Origin of the sequence: Haloferula helveola (genome assembly GCF_037076345.1) — a bacterium.
Taxonomy (GTDB): domain Bacteria; phylum Verrucomicrobiota; class Verrucomicrobiia; order Verrucomicrobiales; family Akkermansiaceae; genus Haloferula; species Haloferula helveola.
Genome location: NZ_AP024702.1, coordinates 4,761,302 through 4,779,470, shown reverse-complemented (window position 1 = coordinate 4,779,470; position 18,169 = coordinate 4,761,302). Strand labels below are relative to the sequence as shown.

At 63.3% G+C, this 18,169-nt stretch carries 12 protein-coding genes and 1 tRNA gene; 11 read left to right on the top strand and 2 right to left on the bottom strand.

Annotation, left to right across the window (positions count from 1 at the left end):
• The first annotated feature begins 13 nt into the window (after positions 1-13).
• The 8 genes from HAHE_RS18090 to HAHE_RS18055 all read left to right on the top strand — a co-directional run bounded on the left by HAHE_RS18090 (position 14) and on the right by HAHE_RS18055 (position 13,731).
• Positions 14-1,228: a DNA-binding transcriptional regulator gene (locus HAHE_RS18090; protein WP_338686414.1), complete on the top strand. Its 1,215-nt coding sequence runs from the start codon at positions 14-16 to the stop codon at positions 1,226-1,228.
• Between the two features lie 44 nt (positions 1,229-1,272).
• The gene (locus HAHE_RS18085; RefSeq protein ID WP_338686412.1) at positions 1,273-2,037 is read left to right on the top strand and encodes a type II secretion system protein; all 765 of its coding nucleotides are present in this window, start codon (positions 1,273-1,275) and stop codon (positions 2,035-2,037) included.
• 113 nt (positions 2,038-2,150) lie between these two features.
• Positions 2,151-5,354 carry a hypothetical protein gene (locus HAHE_RS18080; RefSeq protein ID WP_338686410.1) on the top strand — a complete coding sequence of 1,068 codons (3,204 nt, stop codon included), beginning with the start codon at positions 2,151-2,153 and terminating at the stop codon, positions 5,352-5,354.
• Positions 5,355-5,402: 48 nt separating this feature from the next.
• Positions 5,403-6,098, top strand: a complete 696-nt coding sequence (locus HAHE_RS18075; protein ID WP_338686409.1) for a hypothetical protein — start codon at positions 5,403-5,405, stop codon at positions 6,096-6,098.
• 102 nt (positions 6,099-6,200) lie between these two features.
• On the top strand, positions 6,201-10,022 hold the full coding sequence (locus tag HAHE_RS18070; RefSeq protein WP_338686408.1) for a sulfatase-like hydrolase/transferase: 3,822 nt from the start codon (positions 6,201-6,203) through the stop codon (positions 10,020-10,022).
• Complete coding sequence (locus HAHE_RS18065) at positions 10,019-10,528, top strand: hypothetical protein (RefSeq protein ID WP_338686406.1); 510 nt, start codon at positions 10,019-10,021, stop codon at positions 10,526-10,528. Before HAHE_RS18070 ends, HAHE_RS18065 begins: the two co-directional genes overlap by 4 nt.
• Positions 10,529-10,559: 31 nt before the next feature.
• The gene (locus tag HAHE_RS18060) at positions 10,560-11,873 is read left to right on the top strand and encodes a hypothetical protein (RefSeq protein WP_338686404.1); all 1,314 of its coding nucleotides are present in this window, start codon (positions 10,560-10,562) and stop codon (positions 11,871-11,873) included.
• Positions 11,874-11,898: 25 nt separating this feature from the next.
• Positions 11,899-13,731, top strand: coding sequence for a sulfatase (locus HAHE_RS18055; protein WP_338686402.1), 1,833 nt, complete (start codon positions 11,899-11,901; stop codon positions 13,729-13,731).
• 121 nt (positions 13,732-13,852) lie between these two features.
• Here HAHE_RS18055 and HAHE_RS18050 read toward each other — a convergent pair.
• Together HAHE_RS18050 and HAHE_RS18045 are read right to left on the bottom strand one after the other, a co-directional pair.
• A tRNA-Ala gene (locus HAHE_RS18050) sits at positions 13,853-13,928 on the bottom strand.
• A gap of 72 nt (positions 13,929-14,000) precedes the next feature.
• Entirely contained in the window at positions 14,001-14,903 is a 903-nt protein-coding gene (locus HAHE_RS18045) for a M28 family peptidase (protein WP_338686401.1), read from the bottom strand.
• Positions 14,904-15,044: 141 nt separating this feature from the next.
• Between HAHE_RS18045 and HAHE_RS18040 the strand changes: the two genes are divergently transcribed.
• The 3 genes from HAHE_RS18040 to HAHE_RS18030 are packed head-to-tail and all read left to right on the top strand — an operon-like array spanning position 15,045 to position 18,104.
• A complete protein-coding gene (locus tag HAHE_RS18040; protein ID WP_338686400.1) occupies positions 15,045-16,007 on the top strand; it encodes a metal ABC transporter solute-binding protein, Zn/Mn family in 963 nt (320 codons plus the stop codon).
• Between the two features lie 7 nt (positions 16,008-16,014).
• The gene (locus HAHE_RS18035; RefSeq protein ID WP_338686399.1) at positions 16,015-16,788 is read left to right on the top strand and encodes a metal ABC transporter ATP-binding protein; all 774 of its coding nucleotides are present in this window, start codon (positions 16,015-16,017) and stop codon (positions 16,786-16,788) included.
• Entirely contained in the window at positions 16,788-18,104 is a 1,317-nt protein-coding gene (locus HAHE_RS18030) for an iron chelate uptake ABC transporter family permease subunit (protein WP_338686397.1), read from the top strand. Before HAHE_RS18035 ends, HAHE_RS18030 begins: the two co-directional genes overlap by 1 nt.
• Positions 18,105-18,169: the final 65 nt, after the last annotated feature.

Genomic DNA, 18,169 nt, shown 5'->3' with positions numbered 1-18,169 from the left:
GCTGTCTACGCCGATGGCAGACTCCGCCGACAAACCCACCGTTGCCCTCTTCATCGAGACATCCCGTGCCTACGGCCGGGATCTCTGTCTGGGCATCGCGGACTACTCCCGCTCCCATGGCGAGTGGAACTTCCTGATCCAGGAACGGGACCTAAGGGGTGGCATTCCGGAATGGCTGGAAACATGGAACGGCGACGGAATCCTGTGCCGATTGTCCGACCCCGAGTTGGCTGACCTTTTTGCTAAAGCATCCTGTCCGGTCGTCGATCTCTACGGACAAATCCGCCACCCCGACATCCCGTTCCTCGACACCGACGCCTCCGCGGTGGCCGACATCGCTGCCCGGTTCTTCGTCAATTCGGCCTTCACCAGTTTCGCCTTTTGCGGCTTCCCCGGCCTGTGGTTTTCCGACGACCGGAGTGCCGCATTCCAGAAAGCGGTCAATCGCTATGGCGCGGAGGTCCACGTTTACGAACCTCCGGTCTCATGGAAAGTAACGGACGTCGCGCGACGCGAGTCGCTGCACCCGACCGGCTCACCGGAGCTCGCGAAATGGATCCGCTCGCTTCCCCCGCGCACGGCGATCCTCGCCTGCAACGATGTCCGCGCCCAGCAACTCATCAAGGTCGCCGCCGCGGTAGGACGCGGGATCCCCGAGGACCTCGCGGTCATGGGGGTCGATGATGACCAATTGATCTGCGAATTGTCATCGCCGCGACTCACCAGCGTGCGACCCGACACCCGGGTTCTCGGCTACACCGCCGCCCATTGGCTGCACCAACTGATGCAGGGGCGCACCTTGCCTTACCACCAACTGCTCGTTCCGCCGGTGCAGATCACGGAGCGCGCATCGACCGACACCATCGCCTCGGACGACGAGATCCTCGTCAAAGCCCTCCGCTTCATCCGCGACCACGCTCACGAATCGCTCGACACCTCACAGGTGATCGATCATGTCGGCAGCTCGCGATCTTCGGTCGACAAACGTTTCCGAAAAGCACTCGGTCGCACGGTGAAGTCGGAGATTGTCCGCGCCCGGCTCAACCGGGCCTCGATTCTCCTGCGTGAGACCGAGATGAGTTTGGAGAAAGTCGCGAACGCATGCGGCTTCACCACCGCCTCCCACTTCCTCCGGATTTTCAAGCGGGAGTTCGGCGTCACACCGGGCGAGTTCCGTCGCGGACCGGTCGCCGACGCCCCGTCCGCAATCAGGCAATCGATCCGTTAATTCAGGGAATTGCGGCAACTGACGCTCGGGCACTTGCTGAGAGGATGAAAAATCCCCGCCCACACGTCGCGCCTCCGAAGTCCCGAACCGGATTCACCCTCGTGGAGCTGATGGTGACCATCGTCATTGTCGCCGTGCTCGCGACCCTCGCCTTCATGGGCCTCAGCCGCGCAACCGAGAGCGCCAAGATCGCCACCAACATGAACAACCTTCGCAATCTTGCGCCGATCGTAACCGGCATCGCGGATGACGAAGGCGCCTACCCGCCGGGCTGGAGCTTCTCTCAGGGCGAATCATGGGCCGATCTGGTCGTGCGGGAGATGAGCCCCGACTCCTACCAAAACGCACTTCTCCTTTCTCCCTTCGAAGCCAAGGACATCGATCCGGGCCTGAAGCAGACCGCGATCAGCAACTACGGGGTCAATCCTATCATTTTCCCGGCCCAGGGATACGCCGGAGAGCGTGCCTACCGGGTGACTCCTCCGAAGCTCCAACGCCCGTCCGAGCAGATCCTGCTCGGCGACGCCCTACCTCGTTCGTCCGCCGCACCCTACGGCTTCTCCATGGTCGTTTGGTGGGGCCTCCGAACCACCACCGGCAATACCGGGAGCCCGCCGACATCCCCGAGGAACCGGGCAGGGCGTTCCGTCAGCCTCCCCTCAAACATCGCCGAGATGACCGATTGCGGAGGCAAGGGGCTGCCGGCATTCCGTAACCGCGGAAAGGGGCACTTCCTCTTTGCCGACGGACACGTTGAGGCCCTCCTGCCCGACGATCTGAAGTTCAAGCACTTCGCCATCTCCTACTGATTCCGTCAGGAGACCGCACTTGTGGCAATTCAGGCAATGCCGGTGTGAGAACAGGCCATTCCCGCGGAGAATCCGCACGCCATTCTGCCCAACAACGATCGCTCGATCCGAACATGAACCAAAAACCCAACACGATCCCCCACAGCTTGCTCGCGGCCACCGTTATCGTTACCGGAACGGCCACCGCGGGAAACGTCACGCTTCTGCCCGATGCCGTGAACCAGTTGGACTCCAACACGACGTCCTACTCCGATGCGAATGTCACCCTGACACCGCTCCAAGGCGGAGTGCCCGCCACGTTCAATGCCAACGCTGTCCGTCTTGGCATCGACGATTTCGGCACCAACGTGAACGCTTTCAACGACCCCGACACCGATGCCACCAACGGCAATGGCGAAGAGATGCGGTTCGAGTTCGCCGCCAATGCAGGCCTCACCGGTCTGTCATGGGACTTTGCACGCGCCGACGGACCGAGTCCCGATGACGGCATCAACATCTCGGGGTTCACCTCCGACCCGGGAGTGTCGATTGCCGGCCCCGGCGCCTCGGCCAGCTACAGCAACGGGACCGTCAACATCCAGCTCACCGGGGCTGCCTTTGTTGGGACGGATGGCGTCCTGACCCTTTCCAATCCCGGCGCGAGTGCTGGCGCGACGCTACTGATGACGGTGGCTGACACGACCCAGGCCGGCGCCCAGTTCCCAATCACCTCGATTTCCTACGAAGACGCCGTCCCAACCAAAGCGCCGGTGCTCGATCCACCACTGCCACCGACCCTGTCGCCCGGCGTCGGAGTCTCCACCACACTCACGGCTTCCCTCGAGCCCGGCACCGCTCCGGGGCCCAGCTATGTTTGGGAATTCGATGACGGCGGCGGTTTCGTTCAGGTGGCGACGACGGAGAGCTACACGTTTGTCGCCGGTCCCGCCGCCGACGGCGACTATCGGGTCACCGTGACGAACGCGGTCGGCAGCGATACCGCAACCATCGCCGTTACGGCGATCGACGACGGCGACGGCATCGACAACCAGTGGGAGGTCGACAACTTCGGCGACTTCCAGACCTACGGCGCAACAGACGACGTCGATCAACCGACACCGGACGGCTTGGACAACGCGGGCGAATTCGCCGCTGGCACCGACCCAAACAATCCCGACACGGACGGCGACGGCCTGCTCGATGGCGACGAAGCCGCAAACAATGCGGATCCACTCGTCGCCGACACCGACGGAGACGGGTTCTCGGATGGTTATGAAGTTAACACCGCCGGCACCGCAGCCAACGATCCGAACGACGCTCCTCTGGTCGACTCCGGCCGGAACTCGATCGGCGTAACCTTCGCATCCGCTGCAGGAAACGCAGCCGGGATCAACCTCGGACCGCTGGCGCTCGCCGGAGCACCGGGCTTCGTTCAGAAAAACTGGAACGCGACCGGTGCACTCCCCCAAGCCCAGACATCGACGAGCGAGTCCGACATCGTGACCCCCTCGGGAGGGACTCTCGTCGACAGTAGCGGCAGTGCCACCGCCGCAAACTTCATCATCGGTTCGGCCGGCACCTTCAGCCGTTTGAACAACCCCGATCAGTCGATCAGCGGATTGTACTCCGGCTATCTGTTTGCCACTGCCGCCTCACCAACAGCACTGATCGATATCGCCGACATCCCGTATGCACGCTACGATATCGTGTTCTACGTCATGGGCTTCAGCCAGAACGTCGCCGCAAGGATCGCGGAGATCAACTCGGGCCTTGAATACGGATTCCGCACACCGGCCATCCTGCCCGCGGGAAGCGACCCGGTATGGTTCCGAGGCGCCGACCAGACCAATGCTTCGAACGGCACCTTCGAGAACTACCCGGTCTCGACCCATGTGATCTTCCGCGGCCTGTCTGGCACCGATCAGAGCTTCGACCTCAACCAAGTGACGGACAATGGCGGCATCGCCGCGTTCCAGATCATCGAGGACCTCGACACCGACGGCGACGGAATGGGCGACAACTACGAGATCTCGGTCGGACTCGACCCGAATGACGACGGGACGACCGACCCCGTGAAGGAGGGCGCCAACGGCGACTTCGACGGCGACGGCATCCTCAACATCGACGAGCATGACGACGGCACCAACCCGACCGATCCGGATACCGACGGCGATGGCTATACCGATGACGTCGAGACTGACACCGGCATCTTTGTTTCCACCTCGGACACCGGCACCGACCCGAGGCTTCCGGACTTTGATGGCGACGGCCTGCTCGATGGCGTCGAAACCAATACCGGTATCTTCGTGGACGCCAACGACACCGGCACCGACCCCCTCGTGGCCAACTTCGACACCGACCAGGACGGCTGGAGCGACGAATACGAAGTTGGAGCCGGCGGCACCAACCTGGCAGATCCTGAAGATCCGGGTGGACCGAATCCCACCGGCTTCGCGATCGGATTCAATGCGATCGCTGGTGTCGGTGGCGGCCCCACGGTGGAGTTCGGACCGCTGGTCTATGCCGGTGCTCCGGGCGTCGAGCAGAAGAACTGGAACCGGACCATCGACCTCGCCAACAACACGACCGACGCGAGCGGCACGATCGCCAAAATCGCCACTCCGAATGCGGGTGAGATCGTCGACTCGGCCGGCAATGTCATCGGTGATGCCGGGAGCGGTGTCGGCGTGACCTTCACCGCAGGGTTCGGCGCCTACTCGTCTTTCCCGGACAACGCCACCCCCTACGGCCGCCTTTACAACTCCTTCATCTATGGCCGCTCCCAGGAGGCGACCGATGCATCGATCACCCTGACCGGCATCCCCTACGCGAACTACGACGTCTACGTCTACTTCGGATCGGAAACCAACGGCAGGACCGGCACCATCAGCAGCAGCGCTGCGGGGACCACCTATTCCTTCACCACCCAGGTGGTGGACGGATCGCCCGGGACCTTCCTCCAGACGACCGACACCGGGTCCGGAAATCCAGCCGCCAACTATGCGGTCTTCTCCGGTCAAAGCGGCGGAACCTTCGACGTCACGGTCACACCGGGAGCCCTCCAGAACTCGATGGGAATCTACGGCATCCAGGTCGTCGAAGCAGCGGCGTCCGGTGATCCAACCCTGACCCTGAGCAATCCGCAGATCTCGGGAACGGTCTTCACCGCCGACTTCACGACGGACACGGCGGGAACCTTCATCCTCGAGCGGAGCGAGACCCTGAACAACGACTGGATTCAGATCGGCTCGTCATTCTCGGTCGGGGTCGGCACGAGCCAGGTCACGGATCCATCGGCACCCGCAACCAAGGCATTCTACCGGGTCAGCGAACCCTGAAGGAGCACGAAAGGGATCTTGGACAACGCGTTTCCATACACCTCGCACATGAGCACCACACCGTGGAAGATCTCCGCTCTGGCGGCAGCCGCATTGGCCGTCGGTTGGGCGCCCCCCGCATCGGGGGCCGTCACGACACTGTCCCCTGCGACGATCAGTTCCGACACCAACACGACCTCGTTCAGCGACGGGAACGTGACACTGACACCGTTCGTCGGTGGCACGCCCGGGACCTTCAACGCTCCGAGCGGAGCCGAGCCCCGACTGGGCATGGACGAGCCCGGCACGAACTTCAACGCGTTCAACGACCCGGACACCAATCCGAACAACGGCAACGAGGAGCGCTTGGTTTTCGCCTTCGCCCCGACGGTCGGACTGAGTCAGATCACCTACGACTTCTCAAGGGCGGACGGTCCCGGGCCTGACGACGGCGTCATCATCTCCGGGTTCACATCGGATCCCGGAGTGACCTTCTCCATCACGAACGTGAATCTGTTCGCGGTATACAATGCGGGAACGGTCCGACTGAACATTCCGGGCGGACTTTTCAGCGGCACCGACGTGGCCATCAACTTCGATCCCGACGCCAGCCGGGGCCAAACCCTCGACTTGCGCGTCACCGACACCACCCAAGCGGGCGCCCAGTTCGCCATCCGCAGCATCAGTTACGATGCGGTTCCGGAGCCCGGGATGACACTTCTCGGTGTTTTCGGACTTCTCGGCCTGCTCCGGCGCCGACGCTGAACATTCATGGAAAGTGGTAGCTGAGCGCCCCGCAGCAGTCTCGGTGGCCGCGCGGGGCGCTTTCTTGCCAGTGTCACCGTTCTGACCCTATCTCAACCGCACATGCGATTCCGATCCACAGCTCTCGGACTGATCACCTTCGCCCTTCCGGCCTCGGCCATCACCTTCGGCGACCTCGACGCCGAACTTCGCAAGGAATGGCCGACGAACCGGACGATCAACATCGTTTTCCATGGCAACCAGGTCCCGGCCGGCTACCAGAACCCACCGGCGGTCGATACATTCGGGTCTTACCCACATCTCTTCCGGGTCGCCCTCAAGGACCGGTATCCCCACGCGGTCCTGAACTCGATCGTGACGGCGGCCAATGGAGAGACCAGCGACCTCGGCGCCGCCCGCTTCGCCGCAGACGTGCTTTCGCAGGACCCCGACCTCATCGTTCTCGACTACGCGCTCACCGACGTCGGCATCTCCCTCGCCGCCATGGAAACCGCGTGGCGTGGGATGATCGACGATGCCCAGGCGGCCGCCGTGCCGGTCATCGCGCTGACCCCGCACGGCACACCCACCGATGATCTCACGGACGGATCGACCGACTTGCGTCAAAGGATCGACCTCGTCCGCACCATCGCGGCGAGCGAGGGCATTCCGGTCGCCGACGGTTCGCGTCTCTGGCTCAAAGCCGCCGCTGCCGGCGCCTCGTCCTCGCTACTCACTGCGGCGGGGCTGCCGAACCCCGACGGTCACGAACTTCTCACCGAGTCCCTGGTGACAACCTTCACCCAGCAGATCGGCTCGCGGCTCACCCTTCCCGCCACCGTTTTCCCGACCAATGTCGGCGAGTCCACCTTCACCAGCAACGACCGCCTTCTCACTTTCACGACCACCAACAGCTTCTCGACAGGACCCGGGGGCAACTGGATCGGCGACAGCAACGGGACCAACGTCAACGCCTTCGATGATGGAGAGACGCTGACCATTGGGATCGACCTGACCAGCCGCCTCAGCGGATTCGGAGTGCGCTGGACCAATTGCACCATCCGCATCAGCGGCTTCCTTGCCGATCCGCAGGCCCAGGTGGCAGCCATCGGCGGATCCGTCGGAAGCGCCTCGTGGGACGGCGCGACCAACTCCCTATCCGTCACCGCGCCATGGGACGGCGGAACCATCCGCAACGTCACCTTCGACAACCCCGACGCCACCCTTGGGTCCACGCTCGTCGTCTCCATCCCCGAACCGCCGAACGCCGCTAACGCCCAAGCGACCTTCACCCACTTCGACTACCTCGCGTCCGGCGCGGCGCTGCCGGCCCCGCTCGTTCACTACGGCTTCGAAAGCAGCGGCATCTCCGGAGCCAGCCTCCTCGACTACTCGGGGAACGGCAACGATGCATCGATCGTCGCTTCCGCGACGGCTCCCGTCGCGGGCGAGCCCGGCCTGCCGGGAGAAAGCTTCCGCTTCACCGCCGGCGATGATCCGGACGGCGTGGTGCGGGTCGCGTCGGGCATCACCCCCTCCGGAAACGCCCCCCGGACCATCGCCCTTCGCTTCCGCCAGGCTGCCGATGCCGGCCAGGACAAACTCTTCGGCTACGGCACCAATAGTAGCGGAAGGGCCATTGACCTAGGACTCGAGGCGGGCGGCCTCCGTCTCCGCCATTGGGGAGGTAACATCACCTACGGCAACGGTTACGACTTCACCGGCAGCGACGGCGGTTGGCACCATGTGGTGCTCCGGGTCAATGATGGCGCCACCACGTTCGCAGATGTCGATGTCTTCCTCGACGGCGTGCCGCTCCCGCCCGAAGCCGGCGGCGCGACCGGCGTCACCCTCGATACCGCTCCCTCGCCGCTCGCGATCGGCTCCAGCACCACACCAAGCTCCGCTCTCGGATTCGATGGCTGGATCGATGACTTCCGGATCTACGACTCGGCCCTGACCGACGCGGAGATCGCGAATCTCGCCGAGCCCCCTCCGCTCCCCACGATCCTCGAGTTTGCCGCCTCGCCGCAGAATCGTGTCCCGGCGGGCTCGACCGTGACCCTGTCCTGGAGCGTCGAGGACTCAACCGTCCTGACCCTGAATCCCGGCGCCATCGATGTCACCGGACTCACCAGCTATGCGGTCACTCCTACCGCCAAGACTACCTACACGCTGACCGCGGCCGACGACACCGGTCGCAGCGACTCGGAAACGATCACCCTTTCCGTCGGTGACACGCCCTTCCCCAACGTCATCGTCTTTTTCCTCGATGACTTCGGCTGGGCCGACTGGCAACAGAACGGAGCGCCGACCGGTTCCGTCTTCCACGAAACGCCCCACATGAACCGTCTCGCCGCCGAGGGCCGGTACTTCCCGAACGGCTACGCCTCGACTCCCGTGTGCTCGCCGACCCGCGGCGCGCTGATGACCGGCCAGGCACCCGCTTTCAACAGGCTGACCGACTGGATCACCGGCGCCGGGGATACAGGAAAACCCGTCCGCGAAGCCGAGTGGGTCAAGGAACTCCCGCCCACCACGCCGAACTTCGCGAGCATCTTCCACGACTGCGGCTACCGCACGATCCATGTCGGGAAATGGCACCTCGGATCCGGCTCGGACCCGGCCGCGAATCCGTTGAACTTCGGCTTCGAGATCAACATCGGTGGCAACCAATACGGCACGCCCCCGGCACCCGAGCGCTACTTCGCCTCAGCGAATGGGTTCAGCGCCTTACCCAACCTCGGATCGTCCGTCGCCCCCGACGGCAGCTACCTCACCGACGTGCTCACCGAACAGGCCGTCGCGCAGATCCGCGACGCGGCCGCCGATGGCACCGCCTTCGCGATGTATCTCTCGCACTATGCCGTTCACACGCCGATCCAGGCGCCGGCCGCGACGGTCCAGAAGTATCAGGACAAGCTCGACAACAACCCGGGTACGGACTGGCAGGGACAGACGAACCCGACTTACGCCGCGATGGTCGAACACACCGACCTCTCGCTCGGCGCGATCCTTGCCACGTTGGAGGATCCCGACGGCAACCCGGGCACGGACGATTCGATCGCTGACAACACCCTCATCGTCTTCACCGCCGACAACGGCGGGTTGACCACCTACACCTCTAACCGACCGCTTCGCGACGGCAAAGGCGGCAACTACGAAGGCGGCATCCGCGAACCATGGGTGTTCTGGTGGCCGGGAACCATCACACCGGCGGTGGTCGAGGAACCGATTGTCACACACGACATGCTCCCCACCCTGCTTGATCTCGCCGAGCTTCCGGCACCGGCCGAACATGTGATGACCGGCGACAGCGTCGCGCCACTTCTGACGGGCGCGCCATTCGAGCGCTCCCGGCCCCTCACCTTTCACTACCCCCACTGGTCGCCGCAGGGAGGCTCTCCCTACTCGGCCATCCGCCGGGGCGATTGGAAGCTCGTGTATCTGTATGCGACCGGAAGCTGGGAGCTCTACAACCTTGCCACCGACCCCGGCGAGTCGACCAACCTGATCGGCACAGAGACCGACCTCCATGCGATCCTTTCGTGGTTCATGGTCGACGACCTCGACAATCTCGATGCGAACTACCCGCGCAACACGTCCACGCTGGAGGAACTCCCGCCCGTGCCGCTCGTTCGCGACGACAACGATTCCGACGGCGACGGACGATCCGATCTGGACGAGAAGATCGAGGGGACGAACCCGAACGACGCGACCTCAATGTTCACGCCTTCACCCGCGATCCAAGGAGGTGATTTCCGGCTACCCTTCGATGGACTGGAAGGCAGGCGCTATCGGGTTTGGGCTTCACCGGACCTGACCGAGGGTAGCTGGGATCAGGTCTGGCTGGCCGGACCTCTTCCCGCCGACACACCACTCGTTTTCCAGACACCTGCCAACCGCTCTCGGGAGTTCTACCTGCTGGAGACCCTTTACCCATGAAAACGCTCGCTCTTCTCATCGCAATGCTGCCGTTGTCCCTGCTCGCGGAAAAAGAGGACGTGAGCGCATACAAGGTCACCCAAGTCACTTGGGGCGAACCGGTCAAAGGCGTGCCGGCTTCCGAGATCAAGCCGGCCGAGCTCACCGGAAAGGTTGTCATTGTCGAGGAGTTCGGAGTCCTCACCCCGGCCTGCCTGCAGCGGCTCAAGGAACTCGGCCGTCTTCGCAAGAAGCTGGACCGCGACAAGTCCGACGCGGTGATCATCGCGATCCATCGTCAGCGGCAGGTCTCCGATGAAGACATCGCCAACGCCGTCAAGGACGAGCGAGCCGAGGGGGTCATCATCCGAAAAAACGGCTTCCTTCCCGCATCGATCGGTTCGATGCCCCACGCGGCGGTCTTTCTGCCGGACGGCTCGATGCTTTGGCATGGCGACTCCACCGAGCGCGACTTTGACCGCAAGGTCGACGAAGCTCTGGCGACCGATGCGAAAGACGGGCCCTGAGCCCGCCGTTGCCTACTGATTGCCCTGTCCGATGCGATTGTTTGCCCTCCCTCGGAAAACCGGAAAATCCGGCTTCCGAGTCGCGTTTCCCGGAAGGCTGATCGTTGTCGCCCTCGCCGCGACGCTTACTGCTCAGGCGGACCCGAAGCCCCCGGCACCCACCGGGCCACCGCCCGGCATCGTGGTGGCGGCAAGCCCCGAGCCGGAGAAGATCTACCTGTTCTCCCCCAGTCTGGAGATTCTCGATGACGGAGAACTGCTCGTTTCCTACGACAGTCGCGGCACGACCTACATCCGCGCTTCCGGCGACAAGGGGCTGAGCTGGGAGCCGCGCGGTTCGTTCAAGGGGCAGAAGTGGTCGACGCTGTTCTCTCACCGGAAGGCGCTCTACGCGATCGGAGTGACCACGCCGGGAGGAGCCATCGCGATCCGCCGTTCGACCGACCGCGGAAAGTCGTGGACCGAACCGGTTGACGGAGAGTCCGGATTGCTTGCCGAGGGTGACTACCACTGCGGGCCAGTCCCGATCATAGTGCACGGAGGGAGGATCTGGAGAGCTTTCGAGGAGTTCTCCGCCGAACGCCCGCGACGTCGTTTCAGCGCCTTTGTCATGTCGGCATCGGAGGACGCCGACCTGCTGCGTTCCGGGAGTTGGAAAACGACGAACCGCCTGACCGTCGACCGTCGGTGGCTGAACACCCGAAACGAGGAGTGGCTCGAGGGCAACGTGGTCGTCACTCCCGACGGAGAACTCGTCAACGTGCTGCGTTTCGAGTCCCATCAGGCTGAAGGCGCCGGCTTCGATCTGCCTCTCGCGAATAAGGACATCCGCCGCTTCGAAGTGGCGGCCATGATGCGGATCGACTCGAACAAGCACCGCCTCACCTTCGACCCGGACACCGGCTTCCTGCCCTTCATCGGCGGCGAATCCAAATTCACCATCCGGAAGGATCCCGAGGGCGGACGATACTGGACCCTCGCCAACAAGGTCACGCGACACGATTCCGGTTCGAGTTGGGAAAGGAGCCCCCACCACCAGCGCAACGTGGTGTCCCTCGTTTCATCCCCGGACCTCAGGACATGGGAAGAACACTACCGTCCGCTCAGCTTCGCACCCAGGACCGTGGTCACCAAGGCAGGCCCGAAAGTTGGCTTCCAGTATCTCGACTGGCACTTCGACGGTGCCGACATCATCGCGGTCTGCCGGACGTCGTGGGGCGGAGCGAACTATCACGACTCGAACTTCATCACCTTCCACCGGATCCCGAACTTCCGCACCGTGACGATGTCCAACTCGCCTGCCGACCTGAGCAGACCCGTAGCCACCGAAACGGAGTCTCCCTAGGCCCGTTCGACCGTTTCAATCCGCCATGAGAATACTGCTCTTCCTCCTATTCACCGTCGTTCCGACCTTCGCCGAGTCGCAGCCGAACGTCCTCTGGCTCGTGCTTGAGGACACTTCGCCGCATTTCATCGGCTGCTATGGCAACGAGTCGGCAAGAACTCCGAACATCGATCGGCTTGCCGAACGAGGGATCCGTTTCACCCGCGCCTTCGCCAACTCGCCCGTCTGCTCATCGGCGCGGACCACGATCATCACCGGCACCCAGAACAATCTTCTGGGGACGGGCCATCACCGCAGCGCCTATCCCCTGCCGGACTTCATCAAAGGCTTTCCGAGCTTCCTCCGTTCAAAGGGCTACGCGACCTACAACAATTCGAAGACCGACTACTCGACCTCTGACGAACCGCGCCTGATCCGCGAGTCCTGGAACGAGTCCTCCGGACAGGCCGGCTGGCGGAAACGCCCGGAGGGGTCCCCGTTCTTCACGGTGGTCAACTACAACGCCTCCCACCAATCGCGGACGATGACGGAGTCCTACGATTGGTACAAGACCAACGTTCTGGAGAAACTTCCGACCGAAAAGCGCCTCCCGGACTCATCGATCGGACTGCCGCCCTTCCTCCCCGACAAACCCGTGGTGCGACGCGAATTCGCCCGCGTCTACAACAGCATCACGCTCGCCGACCATCAGATCGGCAACATGCTTGCCCGACTCGAACAGGACGGACTCACGGACGACACCATCATCTTCTGCTACGCCGACCATGGTGAGGCCATGCCCAGAGGAAAGGCGAACCCGATCGGACTCGGCTACCGCGTCCCCTTCATCATCGTCTTTCCCGAGAAGTGGAAGCACCTGAGTCCCTGGGGCGAGCCCGGCAGCACCACCGACGAACTGATCTGCTTCGACGACCTGGCGCCGACCATGCTCAGTCTTGCCGGTGAAACGGCAAAGCCATGGATGACCGGCCGGGCGATTCTCGGAGAACACCGGCAAGCACCCCGCCCGCTGATTTTCGGTACCCGCAACCGGATCGACGAAACCGAGGGCTGCTCGAGAAGCGTGACCGACGGTCGATACCTCTACACGCGGCGATTCCTACCCACCCCCGAAGTCGCGCCGATGAAGTACTTCGACGTCGCCAGCATCACCCGCGAACTTCGGAAACCGGACGTTCTCTCGGATGAAGCACCGGACCCGTTCGCCCCCGGCGCCTGCGAGGTCCTCTACGATCTCGAAGATGACCCGTGGGAACTCCGCAATCTCACAGCCGAGCCCGCCCATACGGACCGGCTCGAGGAACTCCGGAAGTCACTGTTCGACCACCTGATCGGGAGCGGAGACGTTCTTCTGCTTCCTGAGTTCGAATTGGCGCGAATCTCGAAGAAGGCCACGCCTTACGAGTACGGACAAGCGATGTCCGAGGAAAGGCGCCGGGCGATCCTCGAAACGGCGGACCTGGCAAGTCGCCCGGAACCTTCACCGCGTCTTGCCGAACTCCTGACCGACGACGATCCGGTCGTCACCTACTGGGCAGCGGTCGGCCACCGCCTGCATCCGGAACTCCTGACCGATGAAACACCGCTGCCCGAGTACCCGCCCGCCCGGATCGAAGTGTCCGCGGCCTGCTTTCTCACCGGGAATGGAAAGCCCTACCGGGATGAACTGATCCGATTCGCCAAGAGCGACAACATGCAACTGCGCCTCCAGGCACTGCAAAGGATTCAGGAGTTCGGACCGACAGCACTCGAGTTCCGCGAAACGCTCGAAGCGTGTCTCGCCAGCGGCGACCTCAACACCCGCAGCTCCGCCGAGGTTACCCTGTACCTGCTCGGAAAGAGGAAGCTGAGCTACTGAGTTTCAACCACCGGCACACCGACCAATCCGGGTCTCGAAGTGGAAGCTCCCGGAGGGACAAATTCCCTCCATTCATCGAGGATAAAAACCACCTCCCTCAGTGCGCAAAAATCGCGAGGAGTGGTGGAGCATAGCGGATTCGAACCGCTGACCCCCTGCATGCCATGCAGGTGCTCTACCAACTGAGCTAATGCCCCGATCACTCGGACGCCCGCCGGAGCGGGGTGCGCGGTTGATAGGAGCAACGGTGCGGCCGCGCAAGAAGTTTTTCAGCCGTTGCCGGCCAACCCACGGACCAGTTCGGCAAGCTTCCGGGTCGCCTCGGCGTGGACCCCGGGCAAGGGCAGTCCGGAATCCGCCACATCGCCCGTCACGGGCCGACGGGTCGAAATCCGAACCGCAGGCTGACCCGCCTGATACAGGGCCGATTCCAAAGGCGCTTGGTCGATCTCGACGGTGATGACGCGCCCCTCTAGACCGGTGAGCAGCCCCGGATCCGAGGCGGAGGCAATCAGCTTGGCGTCGGCACCCGTCGCCTCAACCACCAGAATCCGCTCGAACGAGCCCAGCTTGCCCAGAAGGCGCTCGAGAGCTTCCTGGCGTGGCGACCCAGCATCGTAGGCATGCGGCACGAATGCGAAGACCACCGGTCGGCCCAGATTCTCCCCTGCAAGGGCTTGGGCGATCCCCATCACCGACGCCACACCCGTCGCATTGGCTTCGACCCCGCCACCGTCCGGAGACGCGTCGTAGGCCGCCAGCACGACCAGCGGCTCCCGCTCGTCACCCGGCAAGGTCGCCCGGATGATCGGCCATGAACCGTTGGGCGTCGGCGGCCCGGGCGAACTCTCGATCCGGTAGCCCGCATTGCTCGGACCCAGCGTCCCTTCGATCATCGCTGCAGCCCTCGACAAGCCCCGCTCCCCTTGCTCGGTGCCGACGTGTCGGGGTCCACAGATGTTGACCAGCTTGTTGACGTCATCCGCCAGCCCGTCCGCCGAAATCTCGGTCCGGAATTTCTCGGGTTCGTGAGCCTCCTGCTGCTGCTGGCCGCGATGCCAAAGCCAGACCCCGAGCACCGTCGACGCCACCAGCCAAAACGGCAGCAGCACCAGCATGATGACGATCTTCGACTTCCTCGCCGGTCGCGCTTCTACCTCCTCATCGGTCACGCCCCTCCCTTGCCGCATCCGACGATCCGCGCAAGCGCCACTTTGCCGAAAAACACCCCTCCCCTTCGCCACTCCATGGCAGTTTGATGATTCATGAACTTTTATTTTGACTCATCAAAGTCCTGCGATTGAATCACGCCCATGCGACCCCTACGGTTCATCCTTTCCGCTCTCGCCGCACTCGGCCTCGTTGGCTGCGGTGAGGACCAGAATTCGACATCCGATGGCACACCGAAGGTCGTGACGACGATCGCGATGATCGGCGACGTTGCGCGCGAAATCGGCGGTGAGCATGTGAGCGTCGAAAGCCTGATCGGAGAAGGCGTTGATCCCCACCTCTACAAACCGTCGAGCCCCGACCTCAAGAAGCTGCAGGCTGCCGACCTGATCTTCTACAACGGCCTGATGCTTGAGGGCAAAATGACCGACACCATGGTCCGTTTCGCTCGCTCGGGAAAACCCGTGCACGCGGTCACGGAGACCATCCTCGGGGACTCGAACTACGTCATGAGCGACGAGGCGGACCACTTCGACCCGCACGTTTGGATGGACGTCTCCGGATGGATCAAGGCGGCGGGAGAAATCGAACTCGCGCTTTCCGAACTCGCGCCGCAGCACGCCGCGGATTTCAAGACCAACCACGACCACTACGTCGCCGAACTCGGCAAGCTCGACGAATACGCGCGCACCAGCCTCGGGAGCATTCCCGAAGGTCAGCGGGTCCTGATCACAGCACACGACGCCTTCGGCTACATGGCCCGAGCCTACGGACTCGAAGTCAGGGGCATCCAAGGCATCAGCACCGAGTCCGAGGCGGGACTGAAGGACATCAACGATCTCGTGAATTTCATCATCGAAAGGAAGATCCCGGCGGTCTTTGTCGAGAGCTCGATCCCGCGCAAGTCGGTCGAGGCGCTCGTCGAAGGCACCCGTTCCCGCGGTCACGACGTCAGCATCGGCGGCGAGCTTTTTTCCGATGCGATGGGGACCACCGGAACCTACGAGGGCACCTACATCGGGATGATTGACCATAACGTGACGACCATCACCCGCGCGCTCGGCGGAACCGCTCCCGAGAAGGGAATGAACGGCAAACTCAACTGATCGGCCCATGCAGCACGAACACCCGCCTGACTACCCGTTGACCGTCCACGACCTGACCGTGGCGTATCAGCGCAAGCCGGTGATCTGGGACGTCGAGCTGAACATTCCCGAAGGCAAGCTGGTGGGAATCATCGGCCCGAACGGCGCCGGAAAGTCGACCCTCATCAAGGCCTGCCTGGACCTCATCCCGAAGACCTCGGGCTGGGCGAACATCTACGGCGAGCCCTATCGCAAGAACCGCCATCTCGTGGCCTACGTTCCGCAGCGTGAAAGCGTCGACTGGGACTTCCCGGTGTCCGCGCTCGATGTGGTCGCGATGGGCACCTATCGCAGTCTCGGTTGGTTCAAGCGGGTCGGTGCCGCCCAGCGGAAGACGGCGCTCGAAGCCCTCGAGAAGGTCGGGATCCGCCATCTGGCCAAGCGCCAGATCAGCCAGCTCTCCGGCGGCCAACAGCAGCGGGTCTTCCTGGCGCGGGCGCTGGCGCAGGATGCCAAGGTGTATTTCATGGACGAGCCCTTCGCCGCGGTGGATGCCGCCACCGAACAGGCGATCGTCACCCTGCTCAAGGAACTGCGCGAACGCGGCCGGACCTGTCTCGTGGTCCATCACGACCTGTCGACCGTCGCCGAGTACTTCGATTGGACCGTCATGCTCAACATGCGGGTCGTCGCTTCAGGACCGACCGAAGAGGTGTTCACCGACGAGAACCTGAAGAAGACCTACGGCGGCCGCCTCGCGCTGCTGGACCGCGCCGCCAACGCGCTGACCCGCCCCCACTGATGCCCTTCTCCTTCCACGACTTTGTCGAGGTGTTGACGCTGCAAAGCTACAACACGCGGCTGGTCGTCGCCGCGACATGGTGTCTGGGCATCGGATCCGGCCTCGTCGGCAGCCTGCTGCTGCTGCGCAAGCGGTCTCTGATGGGCGACGTGCTCTCGCACGCCACACTGCCGGGCATCGCCATTGCCTTCGCCATCGTCGCCTCGCTCGGTGGCGCCGGAAAGAGCCTCCCCGCCCTGCTGGTCGGCGCCACGCTCTCCGGACTGGCGGGAGTCGCGGTGATGCTCGCCATCCGCCGCACCACCCGCCTGCGCGACGACGTCGCGATGGGCTTCGTCCTCTCCGTCTTCTTCGGCACCGGTGTGGCCATCCTGCGGATGGTGCAGAATCTGCCCGGTGCCTCGGGGCTGACTGACTACATCTACGGACGAACTGCATCCATCGTACTTTCCGACCTTCTCCTGATCGCCCTTGTGACAACCGCCGTCATCGTCACGGTGGTTCTGCTACTGAAGGAATTCACGCTCCTCTGCTTTGACGAAGCTTTTGCGGCATCAGAGGGATGGCCCGTCTTGCTCCTTGATACCCTAGTCCTTGCTCTGGTGACGGCAGTAACCGTGATCGGCATTCAAGCCGTCGGCTTGATACTCGTGATCGCATTCCTTATCATTCCGGCTGCGTCAGCCCGTTTCTGGACAGAAAACATGAAGCTGATGCTCGTGATATCTGCTGCAATCGGCGGAATCAGCGGGCACTTCGGAGCACTTCTGAGCGACTTGTTTGCCGACCTCCCTTCCGGACCAGTCATCGTTCTTACCGCTTCATCCATTTTCCTCATCAGCATGTTCTTCGGCGGCAAGCGGGGCGTCCTGCCACGCTACATGGATCACCTGAAGCTCAAGCGCCGGGTCGGGCGCCAGCACCTCTTGCGCTCGGTTTACGAGATCCTCGAAGCCTCGGACCAACCTGTTTCCAACCGCCCGGTCACCCTGCAATCCCTACTTCAGCACCGCAGCTGGACGATGGGACAACTGAAACGAAAACTCTCACTCGCGCGTCGCGAGGACCACCTCGAACCGACTTCCGATCCGTCGGCCGTGCTTCTCTCCGAATCCGGATTCGGCGAAGCCGCCCGCATCACCCGCAACCACCGGCTGTGGGAACTCTACCTGATCCACCACGCCGAAATCGCGCCGAGCCATGTCGATCGCGACGCCGATATGGTGGAACACATCCTCGGGCCCGAGATGGTCCGGGAACTCGAAGCCGAACTCGCACCCGATCTCCAGATCCCCGCCAGCCCCCACCTGATCTGAGCGGAGAGCTTGGAGAATCGAGCTGAGAGTCAGACCTCCGCTCCACGCTCCACGCTCCACGCTCC

Bases quoted from the DNA above. Each gene is read 5' to 3' on its own strand.
- HAHE_RS18090 (WP_338686414.1), top strand. From the start codon at position 14: ATGGCAGACTCCGCCGACAAACCCACCGTTGCCCTCTTCATCGAGACA.
- HAHE_RS18085 (WP_338686412.1), top strand. From the start codon at position 1,273: ATGAAAAATCCCCGCCCACACGTCGCGCCTCCGAAGTCCCGAACCGGA.
- HAHE_RS18080 (WP_338686410.1), top strand. From the start codon at position 2,151: ATGAACCAAAAACCCAACACGATCCCCCACAGCTTGCTCGCGGCCACC.
- HAHE_RS18075 (WP_338686409.1), top strand. From the start codon at position 5,403: ATGAGCACCACACCGTGGAAGATCTCCGCTCTGGCGGCAGCCGCATTG.
- HAHE_RS18070 (WP_338686408.1), top strand. From the start codon at position 6,201: ATGCGATTCCGATCCACAGCTCTCGGACTGATCACCTTCGCCCTTCCG.
- HAHE_RS18065 (WP_338686406.1), top strand. From the start codon at position 10,019: ATGAAAACGCTCGCTCTTCTCATCGCAATGCTGCCGTTGTCCCTGCTC.
- HAHE_RS18060 (WP_338686404.1), top strand. From the start codon at position 10,560: ATGCGATTGTTTGCCCTCCCTCGGAAAACCGGAAAATCCGGCTTCCGA.
- HAHE_RS18055 (WP_338686402.1), top strand. From the start codon at position 11,899: ATGAGAATACTGCTCTTCCTCCTATTCACCGTCGTTCCGACCTTCGCC.
- HAHE_RS18040 (WP_338686400.1), top strand. From the start codon at position 15,045: ATGCGACCCCTACGGTTCATCCTTTCCGCTCTCGCCGCACTCGGCCTC.
- HAHE_RS18035 (WP_338686399.1), top strand. From the start codon at position 16,015: ATGCAGCACGAACACCCGCCTGACTACCCGTTGACCGTCCACGACCTG.
- HAHE_RS18030 (WP_338686397.1), top strand. From the start codon at position 16,788: ATGCCCTTCTCCTTCCACGACTTTGTCGAGGTGTTGACGCTGCAAAGC.